Source organism: Acinetobacter sp. MF4640 (assembly GCF_002018895.1).
Taxonomy (GTDB): domain Bacteria; phylum Pseudomonadota; class Gammaproteobacteria; order Pseudomonadales; family Moraxellaceae; genus Acinetobacter; species Acinetobacter johnsonii.
The window spans coordinates 1-19207 of the sequence record NZ_MVOM01000060.1; the positions used below are offsets into that span (position 1 = coordinate 1).

Genomic DNA, 19207 nt, shown 5'->3' on the forward strand with positions numbered 1-19207 from the left:
AAGTGAAGGAGCTGTCTGCTGAAATGCTGAACTTAAATTCTGAGAAAAAGTCATAAAAAAATGAGCGTATCTGGATACGCTCATTTTTACCGCATTTCAGCTATTTTGTCTTAACTGATCAGCATTACATCGATGATGGGCTTTTTTTGTGTTTACAACGATATTATTTTGCTAACACCTTATAGCATTCAGCAATTTCAATTGAAACCTCACCCTCACGGAAGTCCGCAGCCGCTCGATTGGCGATGCTATTTTTTTCATAATAGTTATTCAAATACGCTTTATAGATATTGGTCCACTTTACCCCTGCACCAGAAAAATCACTGAGGGAAATATAAGCACTTTCATTAACATTAGCAGACAATAAATTACCAAGATTAACGCGCGCCCCACCAATTACTGTAGAGGTTTGTTTTCCTTCACTATTTACATCACTCACAATATTGGTATTTGCGCCAATAACTGCGCCATCAATTTTATCAAAGATAGGATTTGCCAAGAGGATACGGAAGGTTACAGCTTTATTTGAAGTATCTGTCGCACCCAGTGTTCCAATTCGGTACTGTACTTGATTGTTATCTGTCGTTAAGGTTGCACCCGTTGTTAATAGCGGTGTACATGCTGTCGTTTTATTACTAGCGGACTGCATATCAGTACGAATATCTCCCGACTCATCAATTGCAATACCTAAAGCCACGCTATCGCTAGAGTTTTTAGCCTTAAAAATTAAGTTGGCATACAGTGGGAATATATACTTCTGCCCAGCCGCTACATTGCTCTTAGACTTAAATACATCATTATCTAAATAGCCAATTGGAAAAATTTTAAAGGCATCAAATGAACCTTTGAAGGTATCTGTGCCATAGTTTTGCTGCCATAAACCATAGGACGATGGGCTAGCATTTGGATCCTTGGTTAATTGTTTATAAAATTTTTCCGTCCCTGCAATCAAATAATCATTAAACAGCTTGCCTTGAGTAATGGTGAAATCATCAGAATTTGGGTCTGTCAGATTAAACTTAAACGGTTGCTGAATACTTTTAGTTAAGGGGTTAATCCAAGACGTTTGTGCTAAAGCATTCATTTTGGCAGGTTCAATATTTTTCAGTAAATCGACCGTCACACTGGTTGCCAAATCACTGCCTAATTGTTCTTTTAATGGTCCACGCCACTGTACACCTGAACCAAAGGTATAACCTTGTCGATCCGTTAGAATAATAAAGCTTCCAATTAAATGACGAAGATTAGCAGGACTAGTCTTACAGTCTGTAGCATTACAACCATATAAGCCTTGCGGTAAACCAATCCCTGTCTTGTCCGATAGAGCATTTGCAAAAATCGGGAAGTCAGCTTGGTAGGTGGCAGAGTTATTCATAAGCACCAATGTTTGGACCACTTTAAAAGCATCCTCATTGCTGATTTGGCTGACATCAATCCATGGTCGGATTTTATCGACATACGCTCCCGAAGCATAATCTTCAGCACTAATTGATGCCAAGAGAAGTGATAAGTCTGCTTTTTTAGAGGCTAAAATACCAAAAGGTTGTACATCACCAACCACACCCGCGCCACGCTCTAGACCTAAAGCTTGAAAAATTTTCGCCAAAGCCATCGCAATTTTTACGGTCTTATCGTTTGGACTCAAACTGGTTGCAGCCGTTCCACCATTTAGCCCTTTTGCCATATCTAAAATACTAAGGCGTGGCAGTGAGGCTGAAACCGTACTCACATTGCCAATTTCAGACAAAGGAACTGTACCGAGTTCGACTTGTTTATCCGAACTTCCAGTCAACAAGAAGTGAATTTTGTCCCCTTCAGAGCATCGGCCTGTTGCCGCATTGGTTTTCGGCTCCATCAGAGTCATATACGTATTATCGGGGTCGCTACTACAGACAAAGTTAATTCCATCAACAGGGTAATCTAAGGCAAACTCAACACAGTTTTTATCTTTCAGCAAACAGCTTCCGTTGACAGAATTCACTTGATTCGGCTCTGGATTCACATTGGCACTTTCTCCACCACAACCAGCTAAGGCAACAACCAATGTCGACAAGGTAAATGGCCATAAAATTTGTTTTTTCATTTTCATACTCTATTTATTTTTAGCGAATTGCGATTAATTTTAACTGACCGTGATTGATTAGAACTTTATGTTCGACATCTACAGCAGAAGAGAGTGGTGTCAACAGTAAGTAATGGCTTTGCTCAGGTACATGTAAAATACCTGCGATCATTTCATGCGATAGCATAGAGGGTGAGTTTTCATCATTTTTAAACCCTCCTACCCCTTCAAGCACACAGGCATTTTGGTCTAAGAACACAGCAAAAGGCCAATAAAATGTGGGATCATTTTGTGTAGATGCATACGAATTTAATTGAATATTTTGAATATTGCTGTCCACTTTGATGATTTCAAATTCAAAATTTTCTTTGATCGGCTTTTTCGGCCAAACATTAATATCGTGATTGGCTTGTAAGCTTTTTGCTTTTTTCAGCTTTTTATCCTTAAAACAAGTTTGTCCTAAGCTAGTGATCGTGTCTTGTTGTGACATTCGGTAATAGGTCGATGCTAAGGCAATCGGTGCTAAATTGTCTTTTTGCTTGGGTTTAAACATAGCGTTAAGGACAGATTTACTCACTCCTTTTTCTCGCTCAATGACCTGAAAGCGAGTCGCTCCAGTTTTATGATCAATCACCCCTTCAGGCATGGTATAAAAACGGCGTTTGCCTTCTAAGTTAAATTCACGGTCTTCTAAATATTCGTTGCGAACGTAATCAGTTCCATCCATTTGATTAAACATGTTTGAGGATGCATCTGGTTTTTCTGCACTTACCGAATCCGTATGCGTTATGCTTTGAGGCGTTGATGCAGGCTTAATGGTTTGAGTACTACTCACTGGGGCTTGCGGAATCTGCTGACTGGTTTCAATCACTTTTTGTTGAACCAGCACCTTAGTCTCAGTTTTACTTAATGGACGCTCAGCCTGAATCACTGTAGAAGAAGTAACTTGTTTCTCAGCAGAAAGTTTCTTTTTTGGCGCAGGCTTTGTATCTGGTAAATGAGCCTTCATTTCGGTTACAGGCTGTATCGGCTGTGGTGCAGACTCCTGAGCGGGCATTAGTACTGGTACTTTGACTTCAGAGACTTCACGCGTTCCCTTTTCTTCCTGCTTACGGCCCTGTTTCACTTGCTTTTCTGGGGACTCACTGGCTTTGCCTTGTACCACCATCGGTCTACCATCTGGACCAATAATCGTAAAAAACTCTCCCGCAAAACTTGCACTCGAAATCCAACCCAATAAGCATAGTGATGAGGGCAATAAAATCCTTTTTATTGTATTCAATGTGCTTACCACCGTGTTCTATAGTTCAACCCTAAAATCGTAATGGTTGTATCTGTTTTTACATTTAAACCGGCATACGGGTTTAATAAAATATTATTTACCCCAGTTTGGTTCGCTAAGCTACTAGAATTTGCAGGAATTTTATCTCGGCTTTGCAAAAAACCAATCGATAGATCTAAATCAGTATCTGCATCAAAACGATAACCAACACCCAAACCAAACAAGCGTGCATTGTTAATCGGCACCATGGTATTCCGTTTATCATCAGGGATCGCACTGGTCCGTGGCTCATAGCCTGCACGGAGTTTTAAACGATCTGTTGCTGAATATTCAATCCCAATACCGTAGTTCCACGGTGACTCAAATGCCAAAGGCAAAGCCAAACTACTATCGGAGATATTGGCTGAAAGCAATTTTGCAATTTTGAGCGCCGAAACTTGACGGTCAAATTCAAATTTAAATTTGTCCCATGCTTTATAGTCGGTCCATCCCACATCAACATTGACTTGTAAATCGGGTAAAAGTTTATATTTAATACCCGCTTGGAAATGTGCTGGATATTCTAAATCCATTGATACCAGACCCGACTCACTGGCTGGTACAGAACTTGGAAAACCTAAAACTGCAGCCAGAATCTGCCCTGTTGGGGAGGACATCAACCCCTTAATGAGTTCTTGTGGTGCTTTAGCATTGTCTATGTGATATTTACCTTTCATCTGCATTTTGGCAGCACTTTGATAAACTACACCAAAACTAAAATCTTCTGTCGGCTCCCACAGCACACCCAAATTATAGCTTGGGCTCAGAGACTGTTCTGCTGAAAGTTCGAGTTGGCCAAAGCGCCCAAAAGGATTCATTCCCTCTTCAGCATTACACATGCCCAGCAAGAGAATGTCAGTAATCACATCAGAGTTTTCTTTAAACGGGGTACAGACCACATCATCAATCATCCGCAGCATCCCAATCAACTCATTGGGAAAACGTAGATCATTTTTTAATGCCAAAGCTTGATAAGACATCCCAATTGAACCACCAATGGAAAGCTGATCATTGATTTGGAAGGCCATAGACGGTGATAAATAGGTGATCCGTTCTAGCGCAACTTGTTGACCCATAAAGTTGCCAGGATTGCCATCTTCCGCACCGAATCCTGCAATTAATGGCGCATACATGGCAGTTGCAAACGTCATTTTAGATCCCGGCGGATTATATGCTATACCCGCAGTCGGGGCAGCCACAGGCATACCTTTACCCAAGTCCACCATTTTCTTCAAACCAGGTACATATAAGCTCGGGTATTCAACATCACCGCGGACGGGCCCTTTAAAGTCGGTACAGATATCGGCATCAACTTCAGGCCCATCATTACAAACAATTGGGTCATCTGAATAGCCAAATACGTTATAACCTGCAGGAACAGAGAACTCCCGCTCGATATTAAAATCAGCGAGAATACCCTGTACATCCGTTTGCAAACCTTCAATTTTGGTCAGTGCTGCTGGGTTAAAGTGAATAGCACTGATTCCAGGTGGATCAGCAGTGACTGCATTGCCCATAGCCAAAGAGCGAATATCAACTGATAAGTTTTGCCCTAATGCAGCAAAGGTAACACTAGAATAGCCCGTTAATAATATGGCAGACACCAAAGGGCTAAGTCGGATATTTTTCATACGACTCCCCTATTATTTAAGCTTTTTTCCAAAACCAAGAATATCTAACGGGAAAGACAACCCTAATGACACATCAGGTGCATCTTCTGTTAAACCAAGGCCAACCGTCCCATTCACAATTGTTTCAGGTGAAACGCGTACACCTAAGGAAATCGCAAAAGTTGAACTGGTTTGATCTGCTGGAGAGTAACTTTCCCCCGAGCTATAGGTAAATTCAGCCCCAGTATTGAAACTTTGTTGGTATGACATCGTCATCGAGACATCATAGTTAAAAGAATAGGCAAAACCGAAGGCAAAACCACCACTAATCCCAGGTTCAAACTCTTCAATCACACGGCTACCACGGCGCTGATCTAAGCCCGATTCTTTGAAGCCATAGTTTGCAGAAACCGATGCAAACAACACCACGGGATCAATATATTTACGCGTACTTGCACCAACACCTGCTGAATAATACCCCTTGCCTGTTGCTAAGTCTGAAGTGGCATTAATTTCATAAGGACTATCCCCAGTTTTGGTGGAAACGTTACCAAATAAAATCAAAGGCAAACGGCCAGCTTTGAGTGGAAACGGTTCCCAACGCGCACCAAATGAAATGTCCCCAAGACCCGCTGTAGAGGTATCTTTTAATAAGTCAGTTTTGGCAACCAAAGGCAATGATGCTGTTAAGGTTAAGTTATCTCTTAAACCATATTGTGCCGTAAAAGTATTGGTTAGACTGTGCGTTGCATTCTCTTGTACTCGTAGTTGATAGAGCTGACCTTGTGCCATCTCTAAATCAAGTTGAGTATCTCTGTAATAGGTATAATCAATGTCGTAATAAGATGAAATATCACCTTGTTTAATTAATGAATACTGCCGTTCATTTGAGGTGAAAACTTCTTCTAAGTTGGTCTCTTTAGTTGCATCACCCTCTTGCTGCTGCAATGCAGAAGACGCTGCTTGTTCAACACTTCCAGTAGTTACGGATGCTGATTTTGCTGGTTGCTCAGGTTCACTTATTTGATCAGATCCTGCTTGTTCTGTCACAGTTTCACCGACTGTTTCATATCCTCCTAAGCTCGGTTCTTCCGCAGCATAGGCCACCCCAAGAATCATCTGCACACTCACTGCGAGGAGTGTTTTATTCATCCATGTCTTCATCATTGTCCTTACCTACACCATTGTTCTTGTTTTATTTTTTTCACACTTTATTTGTTTTTATAATAAAGCCTGAGAAAATTGTATGTCGGCTGTCCATAATATTCCGACTCTTTATTTTTATTACGCTCTAGGCGAATTGTAGATGCACGATCGGCTATTTTTTCCATATAATGTTGCGGATATTGAATATCGACGAGTGCATAGCGATTGACCGTAGCATCATCTACATGTCGCAGATCGGCTTCCTGTAAAGCCAACATATTTTTACGCATTTCAGTCGGAACATTAATTAAAAACAACGTGTTATTTTCCCAAACATCCTTGAAACGTTGTTCATCAAAACTAATATTTCCTAAGGCAGGATCGGCAACATAGACCCGTCCATCTTTATAGCCCTTATACACCACAAAATGTTTAAAACCAGCATAGGAGATTGGAACAATGGCAGGTTGACCTTGCTTAATCAAATCTTCAAATTCCCCCTTGTAGCCTCCACTTTCTAAACCAAGTGCAGTCACAAAGCGTTTCATGTCCAATAAAGAAAAACTACGACGCTCAATAATTCGCTCATATTCGCCATAGCGAAGCAAGCCATCCATGGTTTGTTGTTCTGTAAGTTGAGCACCGACATAGCCATTGATTAAGGTGGTCAGTGCTGCTGAACCACAACTATAGTCATAAGCTTGACGCACAATGCCTCGAAATTGGTCTTCTACAGCAGGGTTAATTAGGACAGGTTCATGATGCATTCTGGTAAAAGATGCATTTCGAGAGTCTAAAACTTCAGTATAGTAAACCGCTTCCGCTGGTTTTTTCTTAATATCAAAGGCTTCGGTGGCAAAGTAATACATCATTGCTGAGCCCAATGCGATCTCTAACATAGCTTTTTACTTTTTTTAATAATATAGGCATCCCGCCCATTTTTTGTTTTTAGAGTTAATACTCTATATCCATACATTCAAGAAGATACTGTGTTTTATCTAAAAAAAATAGTCTTTTTTGCATTTTTTATGAATATATTTTAGAAAAAAAGCGCGTGAATTCACGCGCTTTCTTAAAGTCTAATTTTAATGACCAGAAATGGTAATCACAGCACCTGGCATGTATACACCAGCAGCTGGGCTAAAGTAAGTTTGCATACCTTGAACCTCTACATCACCAATGGATGCAGCATTACGGCTACCCAAATGTACACCTTTAACATAAGTGTCGTGCGCGCCACTTGTGCTAATCATACGAATATAGCCCTTATTCGCACCCTCTTCACCAATCACACTAATTTTTTGATTCAGTGTTAAATCTAGAGAATTTGCATCTGCAACTTTAATGCTTTCAACAAAGATTTCGCCTGCAGCACGCGTTGCTGTTTTAGTTGAGTTATCTAAGATACCTAAGTTTTTAATTTCTAAACCACCAACCATAGTCGCGCTTAATTGGATCATTGCGCCTTGCGGTGCAGCACCTAGTTGGATGTTTGCAGACATTGGACCTGTTTTCAGTGATAAACCACTTAAAATCGGATTCACCGTACCTGTACCACCACGACGGATAGATGTTGCACCAGTTGCAGGCATATCAGCTGAAGCCACGACACCAATTTGACCAATATTAATATCTAGACCTGAAACTTGAGCTGCAATGTTAATAAATGCATTACCACCGTTTGCATCTGTGTCAATTTTCAAGTCAGCTAAGTTACGAGAAGGAAGTAAATATGCCCCAGCATTATCATAGTTTGCACCAATGACAATACCGTTAACTTTATTTACATGCGCTGTACCATCAGCATTATCTTTCCCATTACCTTGAATAACGATAGCACCAGCCGTGGCAGTACCGCCATTTGCAACAGCTAAACCATCATTATCATGAACAAAAACCTTACCAATTTCGATTTTAGAAATACCGATACCGATATTTAGACCATCTTGACCTGTAGCGGCACTGAGCGAAGCGTCATCCATTGCTTGCATTGCCATCGCATTTGCACTGATTGCCATTGAAGAAACTAAAGCAAGTTTAGTAATAATTTTCATCTTGTTCCTCTCCTAAGAGCTTTATTTTTGTGATACCAATCACTCGATGTTAACTACTGCTTTTTTTATTTTGACCCAGTATTAACATCTATCCTTGAGTGACTTCATTGCCTGAACTAAGTTATATGCGAGTGATTTTTTGATCAACTGCTGTTGGTCGCAATCCATAGCTTACCGATAAACGGTATTTCCTCTATGCGTACACGTACAATGAGGTAAAATAGCCTGAATTTTTTAATCCTATTTGCGTCAGCATGACTCTAAGCCAATCATTTAAAAAGATAATTTGTGATTCAAGCCTCTCTGTATCTCATATACTACAGGCATTGAATGAGCTCACACAGTTAGTCTATTTACAAAATGTCGATGCACCTGTCATTGCTTTTTTACCCGAGCGTTATCAAGTTTTTCAAAAAAACCAGCACTTTTTCTTTCAACGCACTCAGGATTTTTGTTACATCCACGATGACAAAGAAATAGACATTTCCAGTAATATTCAGCCAAACTCAGAACAAAAAGAAGCATCTTTTAGTGGCGGACTCATTGGATTCGTCAGTTATGATTATGCCGCCCAGCAACACGTTCCTGTTCAAATTAAGCCACAGCCAAGCCTATTTTTAGGTTTATACAGCAGTTATCTACAATGGACTGATGCAGGCTGGCTATTTTGCAGTAGTGATTCACAAGCTGAACACATTTATCGCAAAATTGAATCGTATTTATTCCAGCCATCGGCCTTAAGCCATCCACTCCAACTCGCATCGATCTGCCAAGCACGCTGGACTAAAACCGAATACAAACAAGCCTTTCAGCAAGTACAGGAATACATCAAAGCTGGGGATTGCTATCAAATCAATCTGACACAAGAGTTCACAGCCAAGGCACATGGTCGACTCCTAAGTGCAGTCGAAGCATTTTGGCAATTGACCGATGCACCTTACTCGGGGTATCTCCGTATCGATGATTTTGAACTCTTAAGTTGTTCACCCGAGTTGTTTATTGATTTTCAAGCTCATCGAAAAATCATTACCAAGCCGATTAAAGGCACCATGCCGCGCTTTGCAGATCCAGTCTTAGATGAACAATCTAAACAACGCTTAATGGCTTCGGAAAAAGACCAAGCTGAAAATGTGATGATTGTCGATCTACTGCGTAATGACTTGAGCGTTTACGCAGAAACGGGCTCAGTCAAAACACCTAAACTGTTTAATATTGAAAGCTTTAAGCAAGTCCATCATATGGTCAGCGAAGTCGAAGCAACACTTAAAGCAGAAGTTCATCCCTTTCATGTGCTGCTCTCTGCTCTACCTGGCGGGTCTATTACAGGTGCACCTAAAATTCGAGCAATGCAGATTATTGAAGAACTCGAAGGTGCACCACGTGGAGCGTACTGTGGCTCAATGGGTTATTTTAATTTCGATGGTACTGGTTCTTGGAACATTCTGATTCGTTCCATTCAAAAATTCCAAGATGAGGTTTCACTTTGGGCTGGCGGTGGAATTACCATTGCATCAGAGTGTGAAGCTGAATACCAAGAATGCTTTGACAAGGTCTCAGCACTGCTTAATTTACTCAATACTTTTGTGCAAACGGACGCTGAATAACCACCAAAATAAAAAAGTGAACCTTCACATCAGTGAAGGTTCACTTTTCAAAGATCACAACTGTTGAAAGTTTATTTTAAAATATCATTTTTCAATGTATCGACTAAGCGTTGATTTTGTTCATCAGTTCCAACCGTGATACGTAAAAACTGGTTAATACGCGGTTTATTGAAATAACGCACAATAATGCCTTGTTCACGTAATTCAGCCGCTAATTCACCTGCATCTTTGCTAGGTAATGATGCAAAGATAAAGTTGGCACTCGATGGTAAAACGTTAAAGCCCAGCGCGGTCAATTGTTCAACCAAATGTTCACGGCTTTGAATTACTTTTTGATTTTGTGCTTCGAAATAAGCTTGATCTTCAAATGAAGCGACCGCAGCAGCTATCGCAAAACGGTCCATCGGATAAGAGTTAAAACTATTCTTCACCGCTTCAAGTGCCGCAATCAAATGCGGTTGAGCAATCGCAAAACCAACACGTAAACCCGCCAGTGAGCGAGACTTAGACGTGGTTTGGCACACCACCAAGTTCTCATATTTTTCCACCAAACTGACTGCCGATTCAGCACCAAAGTCGACATAAGCTTCATCAATGACCACCACTGAATTTGGATTGGCCTGAAGCACTGCTTCTATTGCAGCTAAACCAATATCAATACTGGTTGGTGCATTTGGATTGGTGATAATAATGCCGCCATTGGCTTGTTTATAGTCATCCACCACAATTTCAAAGTCATCATTGAGTGGTAAAATTTTGGTTTTGACCCCAAAAAATTGGCTATAAACAGGATAGAAGCTATAGGTAATATCGGGGTAAAGTACAGGCAGCTCTTGCACAAAAAATGCTTTAAAAATATGAGCTAAGACTTCATCTGAACCATTGCCGACAAAAATATTTTCAACCGCAACATTTTGTTGTTTCGCAATCGCCTGCTTTAACGCAGAAGCATCTGGATCTGGATATAAACGCAATACATCTGCAGAGTTTGCCAAAACCGCTTGAACAGCCTCCACCACTTTTGGTGAGGGTGGATATGGGTTTTCGTTGGTATTGAGCTTCAATAAATTTTGAATTTTCGGTTGTTCGCCTGGCACATACGGTTCTAATTCACGTACTTCAGGACTCCAAAAACGCATTTGTTCTGTAGTAATGTTAGACATTGTCTATCTCATTTATGCACTCAACTTACTTTTATGTAAGCCCTCTCCTTCTAGGAGAGGGTTTGGGAAAGGTTTATGATGTCCCAAACTGAATTAAATATTTTCCCCTCTCCTAACCTCTCCCATAGGGAGAGGAACATTCATTACTGAACAAATGAGGGATCTAAATTTATATTATTGATAACGATAACGTGCCGAACGCGCATGCGCATCTAAGTTTTCTTGTTGCGCTAAGATATCTGCAGTTTTCGCCAAAGTTTTCACACCTTGCTCAGAGCACATAATCAAACTTGAACGCTTTTGGAAATCATATACACCCAGCGGGGATGAAAAGCGCGCTGTACCTGAAGTTGGCAAAACATGGTTTGGCCCTGCACAATAGTCGCCGATTGCCTCTGGGGTATAACGCCCCATGAAGATTGCGCCTGCATGGCGAATATCTTCGGCCATTTCTTGTGCTTCATCTAGGCAAAGCTCTAAATGCTCAGGTGCAACTTGATTAATCAGCTCAATGGCTTCAGCGCGGTCTTTCACAAGTACTAATGCGCCACGATTGGCAATCGATGTACGCGCAATCTCCGCTTTAGGCAAAGCTTGCAAATGCGCTTCAATAGCGAGTTCTACTTCATTTAATAACTGTTCATCTGGTGTAATAAACACTGCTTGTGCCACAGTATCGTGTTCAGCTTGGGACAATAAATCCATTGCCAGCCACTGTGCGTTATTCGCGCCTTCGGCATAAACTAAAATTTCAGACGGCCCTGCAATCATGTCGATACCGACTTGTCCGAATACTGCACGTTTCGCAGCCGCGACAAAACGGTTGCCCGGTCCTGTAATCTTATCCACCGCCGGAATCGTTTCTGTACCATAGGCTAAAGCCGCAACCGCTTGTGCCCCACCAATGGTAAAGACACGGCTGACACCAGCCAAATAAGCAGCTGCTAATACCAAAGGATTCAACTCACCATTCGGTGCAGGCACCACCATAATAATTTCAGGTACACCTGCCACATGCGCAGGCACAGCGTTCATTAACACAGAAGACGGATAAGATGCCAAACCGCCAGGTACATAAATACCAACGCGATCTAAAGGCGTTACTTTTTGCCCAAGTGTGTTCCCCAAGGCATCCACATAGGTCCAGCCTTCTTGTTTTTGCGCTTGGTGAAACTCACGAATACGGTTTGCAGCAAGCTCTAACGCCTCGCGGACTTCAGTACTCAAACCCTCAAAAGCGGTTTTTAATTGCTCTTGGGTCAGTTCTAAATCTGAGAATTGATGCGCGGGATGTCGATCGAACTGTTGAGTGAGTTTAAGAACATGAGCATTACCATGCTGACGAACATCAGCGATGATTTGATCTACGGTTTTTAAAAGTTCTGGGTCACTCACGGTTTCAAAAGCCAACAAATCAGCAAAGACTTGTTTAAAGTTCTGATCTTGAGTCGATAAACGTCGCATCAATTTATCTACAATGAAAATAAAGGGAAGCTTTAGTTTACCTTGTTTCCTGTATTTTGTGGGCAACAATCCTCCAGCTAAACACGGAGTGTAATGAAAAATTACTTTTAACTTCATCGGGAAATGAATCTGATTCAATATTTTTAAACTAGAATCATTAAACATGACTAAAAAACAGGCAAAACAAAATGACCCTCACGGACATAGCCATATGCTTTTCAACGGGGCAATTTAGCCGAATCCAACAGCATTTTTCAGAAACCATTACATGGGAAATTGTGGGTGAACAACGGCTTTCAGGTTTTGATCAAGTGCTGAAGCATTGCCAGTCTATCGAACATTATTTTTCGACCGTCGCACATGAGTTCCATATTCAAGCAATTCATCAAACGGGTCATCATGTGATTGTTCAAGGTGAAGCGCAATTTCATGACACCCAGCAGACATCGCGAATTTCTGCTTGTGATGTCTATAATTTTAACAATTTGAATCAACTGGCCCAAATTCAATCCTATTGTATTTCAATTCCATAAAAATATATAAAAATGAGTAGGTACAAAAAAACCGCCATCATCGATAGCGGTTTCTTTAAACAAAAAAGATCAACTATTTGTTCTTTAATGCTTCACGTTCAGCGACTGCTGTTTCTAACTGTGCAAGAATTGGGTTTAACAATGCTTGCTTACGTTTGAAACTAGCCTTGTTCACGATCAAACGTGAAGACACTTTACAAATTTCTTCCAAAGGTTCTAAACCATTGGCACGTAAAGTATTCCCAGTATCGACCACGTCAACAATGTAATCACCCAAACCCACCAACGGTGCAAGTTCCATTGAACCATACAACTTAATCACATCGACTTGCTCACCTAAGCTTGCATAGTACTGACGGGTTAAGTTTACGTATTTAGTGGCAATTTTTAAACGCCCTTTGGGACGCTCCATGCCAACTTTGCCCGCGGTCATCAGTTTACATACTGCGATTTTTAGATCGAGCGGTTCATAAACGTTTTGCGCGCCATGTTCCATAAGCACGTCTTTGCCCGCAACACCAATATCAGCCGCACCATTTTCCACATAGGTGGGTACGTCAGAAGCACGTAAAATTAAAATACGGACTTGTTTATGGGTGGTTGGGAAAATTAACTTACGTGATTTATCGGGATCTTCCAGTAAGTTAATTCCAGCCGTTTCAAGTAAAGGCAGGGTTTCTTTTAAAATACGACCTTTACTCAATGCCAATGTTAAACCATGATCAAAATTGCCCATTACATCAAAATTTGGATCATCGTTTCTCATATCGCTCATGAACTTACTCGCTTAATTTGGGCGCCTATACCTTGTAATTTCGCTTCAATATCTTCATAACCGCGGTCAATATGATAGATACGATCAATCAGCGTCTCACCATCCGCAGCAAGTGCAGCTAGCACCAGCGAGAAAGAAGCGCGTAAATCTGTTGCCATCACAGGTGCTGCAGAAAGTTTCTCTACACCCGTCACGACAGCATCATTACCTTCGACCTGAATATTGGCACCCATACGTGACAATTCAGGTACGTGCATAAAACGGTTTTCAAAAATCGTTTCAGAAATAGTAGCAAAACCACGGCCAATGGCATTAACTGCCATAATCTGTGCTTGCATATCGGTTGGGAAGTCAGGATGTGGAAGCGTTTGGAAACTCACTGCTTTCGGGCGTTTACCCATCATATCAAGCTCGATCCAATCATCACCACGGGTCACTTCCGCGCCCATTTCTTCAAACTTTTCTAAGACCGATTCCATCAACGTTGGGTCAGTATGTGTGGTTTTTACACGACCACCGGTAATGGCCGCAGCAGCCAAATACGAACCTGTTTCAATACGGTCAGCAACTACAGCGTATTCACAGCCATGTAGTTTTTCAACACCAGTGACCACTAAGGTATCAGTATCTAAACCTTCAATTTTTGCACCCATCGCGATCAACATTTTCGCAAGATCGGTAATTTCAGGTTCACGTGCCGCATTACGAATCGTAGTCACACCTTCTGCCAATGCCGCAGCCATTAAGATATTTTCGGTACCACCCACGGTCACCATATCAAAAATGACTTCGCCACCTTTCAGACGGCCATCAACTTTAGCATGTACATAACCCGCTTCAACTTCAATCTCTGCACCTAAAGCTTCTAAAGCTTTTAAGTGTTGATCGACTGGGCGCGAGCCAATCGCACATCCACCCGGCAAAGACACTTTTGCACTACCATAGCGCGCCACCAATGGACCGAGCACTAAAATAGATGCACGCATGGTTTTCACCAACTCATACGGTGCAAACTGATTGTCCAGTGTTGAGGTATCCGCAGTAACCGTGTCGCCTTCGTAGGTCATGGTAATGCCTAGACCACCAATCAACTGCACCAAAGTATTGACATCTTTTAAATGCGGCACGTTGGTGAGCTTAGTTGGGGTTTCAGGCAAAATCATTGCTGCAAGCAACGGCAAGGCAGCATTTTTAGCACCCGAAATACGAACTTCGCCTTCGAGCTTAGTGCCACCTTGAATTAAAAATTTATCCATCTAATTTTAAGCTCCGAATAAGCTTGCTTTACGCCATTCTTCTTTAGTCATTGCACGAATAGTCACCGCATGCACTTCGCCACTTGCGATATAAGAATTTAATGGTGCATAAACAGCTTGCTGACGTGCAACAGGACGTTTGCCTTCGAATTGGTCGTCGACAATACGTAAGTCAAACTTTCCGCCTTGCCCACTAACTGCAACTTCAGCTTCAGGAAAAGCAGCTTTTAAAATTTCAGTGAGCTGTTCACTATTCATCACAAAGACCTCTTATAGGACCAACGGTGTAAAAACCTGCCATTTTACTATAAATCTGAAAAATAAATCATAAACCCGCACACTTTATATATAAAAAAAGAGGTTTTAAAAAACCTCTTTTTGCATAAAAATCAAACTAAATAGCGATCGGTTGGTAAACCTGCTGCATTTTACGGTGCTTATCGAGCTGTCTTTTTAGTTTTTCTGATAATTTTTTAATCGACGTATACATATCATCTGCTGAAGCCTGAGCAAAAAATTCAATGCCTGGTAAACGGATAATTGCTTCTGCAATATGATTGCTACTGCCTTTTTTAGTATGTTTATCGACCTGATGATCCTTGGTTAATTTCACCTGCATACTGTTCACCTGATCAATATGCTTGGTCATTTCTGCAAATTTGCAGCGAATGGTATCTTCAATAGCTGGGGTAATGCTCAAATGATGTCCACGAATTGTTATTTGCATATATCTATCCCTCACCTTCATTAGGATTAATGAGGAAAAGCCAAAACGATTTAATGACTGCAAAACAACCAACGCGCATAGAAACATCAAATCATTTTAGCCATTCCTTAAAGAAAAAAGAGGTTCATTATGTTGTCATAATGAACCTCTAGAATAGTCAGATTTTAAATTTTAGATCAAGACTTTTCGTTCAGAAGATGACGGAATATGTAACGATTCACGATACTTTGCCACTGTCCGACGCGCTACATCAATTCCATCGTCCTTTAACAGATTGGCAATTGCGTTATCAGACAAAGGCTTACGTGCATTCTCTTCAGCAATCAATTTTTTAATCTTGGCGCGAATTGCAGTTGAAGATGCTTCACCGCCTGACGTAGTCCCCACATGGCTTGAAAAGAAATATTTCAACTCGAACAAGCCGCGTGGCGTCAGCATATATTTGTTGGTGGTCACCCGAGAAACGGTCGACTCATGCAATTCAACTTCTTCTGCAATATCCCGAAGTACCAAAGGCTTCATCCCTTCAGCACCAATTTCTAAAAAGGCACGCTGATGTTCAATGATACACGTCGCCACTTTCAGTAAAGTTTTATGGCGTTCATCGACACTTTTAATAAAGTTTTTCGCATCCAACATTTGATTACGTAAGTATTGATTATCTTCACTTTGATCAGCACGCTTAATCATATTGGCATAAAACGAGTTCACACGAAGTTTTGGCATCACATCAGGATTTAAAGCCACTTGCCATTGTTCGTTTTTCTTCATTACTACGACATCAGGAATTTGATAATCTGAGTCTTTATCTTCAAACTCAAGCCCTGGATGCGCTTTTAGGGTTTTCAATAAATCAACCGCGCACTTGAGCTGCTCTTGATTTAAACCCGTTTGTTTAATCAGTTTCGCTAGTTCATTGCTGATCAATAGTTCATAGTTTTTCAGCAGATTCATGGCATCATTTCGACATGCGGTCTGCATCGGCAAGGCTTCCAACTGTACCATTAAGCACTCTGCAAGATTCCGCGCCCCAACGCCAAGTGGGTCTAAACGCTGAATATGCTTGAGCACCACAACCACTTCGTCATCTTCGACTTCGTCGTCATAGTCCATGCTGGTTAAAAGATGTTGAACTGAAGTCGTTATTTCTGAAATATCACTGTCTAAAAAACCTTTATCGTCCAACGAGTCAATAATGCAATAAGCAATCAACATATCTACTTGCGAAAAATGCAACAGATTGATTTGCTCCAACATATGCTCTTTTAAGCCCAAATGACCTTGGCGATTATCTTCTCGCTCTTCAAATTCTGCCGCGCCCAAACTGGTTGGTTGATGCGTATAGACATCATCCCAGTCGGTATCGACGGGTAAATCATCGGGTAAATGGTCGGCGTTGAGTTCGTTGGTCAAATCTTTCTTATCCTGTTCTTGCTCTTGCACACTGGATAAGCTTTCGATAGATGACTGTTCTTCTACTTTTTCTAGGAGCGGGTTGCTGTCGAGTTGAATCTGAATTTCCTGTTCAAGTTCAAGGCTCGACAATTGAAGCAACCGAATAGCTTGTTGTAATTGGGGGGTTAGCGACAAAGAGTTCGAAACTTTCAATCCAACCGATAACTTCATAAAACCCTACTCGTCAATACAACTATTTTTAAAGCACGCTTTATAAGCAATTTTTGTGCCGTTTTATTTTTTATAGCATAGAAAATTCAAAAAACCTACATTTTTTGAGCAGATTGTTTTTCATTTCCTATCCAATTTCGAACTTTATGAATGTCTTAATGCATATCAATTATTGAAAAGGATTATTAATACCTTCACACAGTCCAGAATTACACGAAACACTGCATCGGCTACTTTCACTTACTTACAAGAGTCCGTTAAATCAAAACATCTGAATCATGCTGCTTTGTTAGGCTAAAGCATAGACATTTTTTAGGGGGGTTATATGACTCAAAAAGTATTGTTTATAACCTCAAATGTAGGCGTAGAGCATGATGAGCTAATTCAGCCTCTCCATTTTCTACAGTCCAAAGGCATAGAATGCATTCATGCCGCGATTGAAGCTCACGATGTTCGAACTGTCAAAATGGACTCAGAATCGGCAGCAAGCTATCCTCCAGACGTCGATTTGGATCATGTTCATTATGAAGACTACGACTTGCTGATTATCCCCGGCGGTGCAGTTAATGTAGATCTATTACGCCACCATCCTAAAGCGCTCGAAATTATCCAAAGTTTTAGCAACCAAGCCAAACCAATAGCTGTGATTAGTCATGCGCCTTGGGTTTTGATTAATGCTGAACGGATTCAAGCTAAGCAACTGACTTCGCATAAAAATATACGACTCGATCTGGAAAATACAGGTGCTATATGGGTCGATGAAGCCGTTCATAAATGTAATGCAGGTGGTTGGACGCTCATCAGCTCACGTAGTCCAGAGGATCTTCCCGCTTTTAATCAAGCGATATTGAAAGAAATTGAATCCAATTCGTCCATTTAAGATGCCATAAAATAAAAATAGCCTGATATTGAGCAGGCTCTTTTATTCATTATAAAAGTTACAGACTTTTTAAATATTCAATAATTTCTACTTGTTCTGCCATTTCAGCCAGTTGAAGCGCTGTGTACTCACCTTTGTAGTGGACATTCGCACCTTTTTCAACCAGTAGTTTTACCACATCTAGATAGCCATTTTCAGCCGCTGCTTGAAGTGCGCTATAGCCTTCATCATCGGTCGAGTTCACATCTACACCACTGGCGAGACTTTTTTCTACTTCAGCGAGTTCACCTAAAGAAGCCCAATACACCAGTTCAGGTAAATGCAGTTCATCATCGTTTTCAGGAATTGGGGAGAATGAGTTGAGTTTCATATATTTTATTCCAAAGCTTTGGATTTATTAAATGCATAAAGTACTCTGTGGTCAACAAATATTAAAGCTCTCCATTTTTTTTCAATATTATTTTTCACAATATTAAATGCATCTTTAAAGTTCTTATCATACTTACCATGATGCCGATAACCATATCTTTGGTTATAAATATCAGTAAAATCATCATGCCAATGTTCAAATTTACCCTTACGTGCCATTAACGCAACTTTCGGATGAATTTCCCCTTTATACAACTTTTTAAAGTTTTGATCTGAAACAATCACACCTTTAGTTATATATTTACGTACTAAAATTAACTCCATCACTAATTTCCTAAATGCTACCAGCTCACAACTTCCACCAAATCCAACCTGTTCACTAAAATGGATATAGCTATTCAGAACAATAAAATGATGCTCTCTAACTTCTAATAGAATACAAGTTTCACCACGCAAACTTTGGGATCTTACAAAATAAATAATAAATGATTAGATCTCCTGCGAAAGTCATTATTGCAAGTTTATCCGGTTTACGAGTGCAGCAATTAAGTTAATGCGTAAGCCGAATCTTTTCCGTCTATTTCGATAGCGTTCACTTAATATTCTAAATGTTTTCA

At 40.7% G+C, this 19207-nt stretch carries 18 protein-coding genes and 1 pseudogene; 3 read left to right on the forward strand and 16 right to left on the reverse strand.

From position 1 onward, the window contains the following. Positions 1-163: 163 nt before the first annotated feature. The 6 genes from MF4640_RS16050 to MF4640_RS16075 form a co-directional block, all read right to left on the reverse strand. Positions 164-2083 carry a flagellar protein FilF gene (locus MF4640_RS16050; RefSeq protein WP_078390230.1) on the reverse strand — a complete coding sequence of 640 codons (1920 nt, stop codon included), beginning with the start codon at positions 2081-2083 and terminating at the stop codon, positions 164-166. Positions 2084-2102: 19 nt separating this feature from the next. Next, complete coding sequence (gene filE, locus MF4640_RS16055) at positions 2103-3320, reverse strand: putative pilus assembly protein FilE (RefSeq protein ID WP_078390231.1); 1218 nt, start codon at positions 3318-3320, stop codon at positions 2103-2105. Between the two features lie 29 nt (positions 3321-3349). Next, complete coding sequence (locus MF4640_RS16060; protein ID WP_078390232.1) at positions 3350-5014, reverse strand: OmpP1/FadL family transporter; 1665 nt, start codon at positions 5012-5014, stop codon at positions 3350-3352. A 12-nt stretch (positions 5015-5026) separates the two neighbouring features. Continuing rightward, positions 5027-6160 (reverse strand): hypothetical protein, encoded by a 1134-nt coding sequence (locus tag MF4640_RS16065; RefSeq protein WP_171263909.1) that lies wholly within the window; start codon positions 6158-6160, stop codon positions 5027-5029. Between the two features lie 44 nt (positions 6161-6204). Next, positions 6205-7038 carry a C39 family peptidase gene (locus tag MF4640_RS16070; RefSeq protein WP_078390233.1) on the reverse strand — a complete coding sequence of 278 codons (834 nt, stop codon included), beginning with the start codon at positions 7036-7038 and terminating at the stop codon, positions 6205-6207. Positions 7039-7224: 186 nt separating this feature from the next. Next, positions 7225-8193, reverse strand: coding sequence for a DUF6160 family protein (locus MF4640_RS16075; protein WP_078390234.1), 969 nt, complete (start codon positions 8191-8193; stop codon positions 7225-7227). Between the two features lie 254 nt (positions 8194-8447). Between MF4640_RS16075 and MF4640_RS16080 the strand changes: the two genes are divergently transcribed. After that, positions 8448-9797 carry an anthranilate synthase component I family protein gene (locus MF4640_RS16080; RefSeq protein ID WP_005400209.1) on the forward strand — a complete coding sequence of 450 codons (1350 nt, stop codon included), beginning with the start codon at positions 8448-8450 and terminating at the stop codon, positions 9795-9797. A gap of 71 nt (positions 9798-9868) precedes the next feature. On the opposite strand, the gene hisC is transcribed toward MF4640_RS16080, so the two are convergent. Beyond that, on the reverse strand, positions 9869-10960 hold the full coding sequence (gene hisC, locus MF4640_RS16085; protein WP_078390235.1) for a histidinol-phosphate transaminase: 1092 nt from the start codon (positions 10958-10960) through the stop codon (positions 9869-9871). 174 nt (positions 10961-11134) lie between these two features. Next, on the reverse strand, positions 11135-12424 hold the full coding sequence (gene hisD / locus MF4640_RS16090) for a histidinol dehydrogenase (protein WP_078390236.1): 1290 nt from the start codon (positions 12422-12424) through the stop codon (positions 11135-11137). 188 nt (positions 12425-12612) lie between these two features. Here hisD and MF4640_RS16095 point away from each other — a divergent pair, with 188 nt between their 5' ends. Continuing rightward, complete coding sequence (locus MF4640_RS16095) at positions 12613-12957, forward strand: nuclear transport factor 2 family protein (RefSeq protein ID WP_078390237.1); 345 nt, start codon at positions 12613-12615, stop codon at positions 12955-12957. Between the two features lie 73 nt (positions 12958-13030). On the opposite strand, the gene hisG is transcribed toward MF4640_RS16095, so the two are convergent. The 5 genes from hisG to MF4640_RS16120 all read right to left on the reverse strand — a co-directional run bounded on the left by hisG (position 13031) and on the right by MF4640_RS16120 (position 17341). Further along, the gene (gene hisG, locus MF4640_RS16100) at positions 13031-13732 is read right to left on the reverse strand and encodes an ATP phosphoribosyltransferase (RefSeq protein ID WP_004984172.1); all 702 of its coding nucleotides are present in this window, start codon (positions 13730-13732) and stop codon (positions 13031-13033) included. Continuing rightward, positions 13729-14988, reverse strand: coding sequence for a UDP-N-acetylglucosamine 1-carboxyvinyltransferase (murA, locus tag MF4640_RS16105; RefSeq protein WP_078390238.1), 1260 nt, complete (start codon positions 14986-14988; stop codon positions 13729-13731). Before murA ends, hisG begins: the two co-directional genes overlap by 4 nt. Positions 14989-14994: 6 nt before the next feature. Beyond that, positions 14995-15246, reverse strand: a complete 252-nt coding sequence (ibaG, locus tag MF4640_RS16110; protein WP_004695019.1) for a BolA family iron metabolism protein IbaG — start codon at positions 15244-15246, stop codon at positions 14995-14997. A 136-nt stretch (positions 15247-15382) separates the two neighbouring features. Further along, positions 15383-15715 (reverse strand): ribosome hibernation-promoting factor, HPF/YfiA family, encoded by a 333-nt coding sequence (hpf, locus tag MF4640_RS16115; protein ID WP_004695021.1) that lies wholly within the window; start codon positions 15713-15715, stop codon positions 15383-15385. A gap of 171 nt (positions 15716-15886) precedes the next feature. Then, positions 15887-17341 carry an RNA polymerase factor sigma-54 gene (locus tag MF4640_RS16120; protein WP_005400217.1) on the reverse strand — a complete coding sequence of 485 codons (1455 nt, stop codon included), beginning with the start codon at positions 17339-17341 and terminating at the stop codon, positions 15887-15889. A 325-nt stretch (positions 17342-17666) separates the two neighbouring features. On the opposite strand from MF4640_RS16120, the gene MF4640_RS16125 reads away from it, so the two are divergent. Continuing rightward, positions 17667-18221, forward strand: coding sequence for a DJ-1/PfpI family protein (locus MF4640_RS16125; protein ID WP_078390239.1), 555 nt, complete (start codon positions 17667-17669; stop codon positions 18219-18221). A gap of 58 nt (positions 18222-18279) precedes the next feature. On the opposite strand, the gene MF4640_RS16130 is transcribed toward MF4640_RS16125, so the two are convergent. The 3 genes and pseudogenes from MF4640_RS16130 to MF4640_RS19125 all read right to left on the reverse strand — a co-directional run. Next, a complete protein-coding gene (locus MF4640_RS16130) occupies positions 18280-18591 on the reverse strand; it encodes an ankyrin repeat domain-containing protein (RefSeq protein ID WP_078390240.1) in 312 nt (103 codons plus the stop codon). 5 nt (positions 18592-18596) lie between these two features. Further along, positions 18597-19046, reverse strand: a complete 450-nt coding sequence (locus tag MF4640_RS16135; protein ID WP_146857182.1) for a hypothetical protein — start codon at positions 19044-19046, stop codon at positions 18597-18599. Between the two features lie 54 nt (positions 19047-19100). Further along, a pseudogene (locus MF4640_RS19125) lies at positions 19101-19207 on the reverse strand (IS5/IS1182 family transposase); the annotation flags it as partial.

Bases quoted from the DNA above. Each gene is read 5' to 3' on its own strand.
- MF4640_RS16130 (WP_078390240.1), bottom strand. From the start codon at position 18,591: ATGAAACTCAACTCATTCTCCCCAATTCCTGAAAACGATGATGAACTG.
- murA (WP_078390238.1), bottom strand. From the start codon at position 14,988: ATGGATAAATTTTTAATTCAAGGTGGCACTAAGCTCGAAGGCGAAGTT.
- hisC (WP_078390235.1), bottom strand. From the start codon at position 10,960: ATGTCTAACATTACTACAGAACAAATGCGTTTTTGGAGTCCTGAAGTA.
- MF4640_RS16095 (WP_078390237.1), top strand. From the start codon at position 12,613: ATGACCCTCACGGACATAGCCATATGCTTTTCAACGGGGCAATTTAGC.
- MF4640_RS16065 (WP_171263909.1), bottom strand. From the start codon at position 6,160: ATGATGAAGACATGGATGAATAAAACACTCCTCGCAGTGAGTGTGCAG.
- MF4640_RS16050 (WP_078390230.1), bottom strand. From the start codon at position 2,083: ATGAAAAAACAAATTTTATGGCCATTTACCTTGTCGACATTGGTTGTT.
- MF4640_RS16060 (WP_078390232.1), bottom strand. From the start codon at position 5,014: ATGAAAAATATCCGACTTAGCCCTTTGGTGTCTGCCATATTATTAACG.
- MF4640_RS16075 (WP_078390234.1), bottom strand. From the start codon at position 8,193: ATGAAAATTATTACTAAACTTGCTTTAGTTTCTTCAATGGCAATCAGT.
- hisG (WP_004984172.1), bottom strand. From the start codon at position 13,732: ATGAGCGATATGAGAAACGATGATCCAAATTTTGATGTAATGGGCAAT.
- MF4640_RS16070 (WP_078390233.1), bottom strand. From the start codon at position 7,038: ATGTTAGAGATCGCATTGGGCTCAGCAATGATGTATTACTTTGCCACC.
- MF4640_RS16120 (WP_005400217.1), bottom strand. From the start codon at position 17,341: ATGAAGTTATCGGTTGGATTGAAAGTTTCGAACTCTTTGTCGCTAACC.
- ibaG (WP_004695019.1), bottom strand. From the start codon at position 15,246: ATGAATAGTGAACAGCTCACTGAAATTTTAAAAGCTGCTTTTCCTGAA.
- MF4640_RS16125 (WP_078390239.1), top strand. From the start codon at position 17,667: ATGACTCAAAAAGTATTGTTTATAACCTCAAATGTAGGCGTAGAGCAT.
- hpf (WP_004695021.1), bottom strand. From the start codon at position 15,715: ATGCAAATAACAATTCGTGGACATCATTTGAGCATTACCCCAGCTATT.
- hisD (WP_078390236.1), bottom strand. From the start codon at position 12,424: ATGCGACGTTTATCGACTCAAGATCAGAACTTTAAACAAGTCTTTGCT.
- MF4640_RS16080 (WP_005400209.1), top strand. From the start codon at position 8,448: ATGACTCTAAGCCAATCATTTAAAAAGATAATTTGTGATTCAAGCCTC.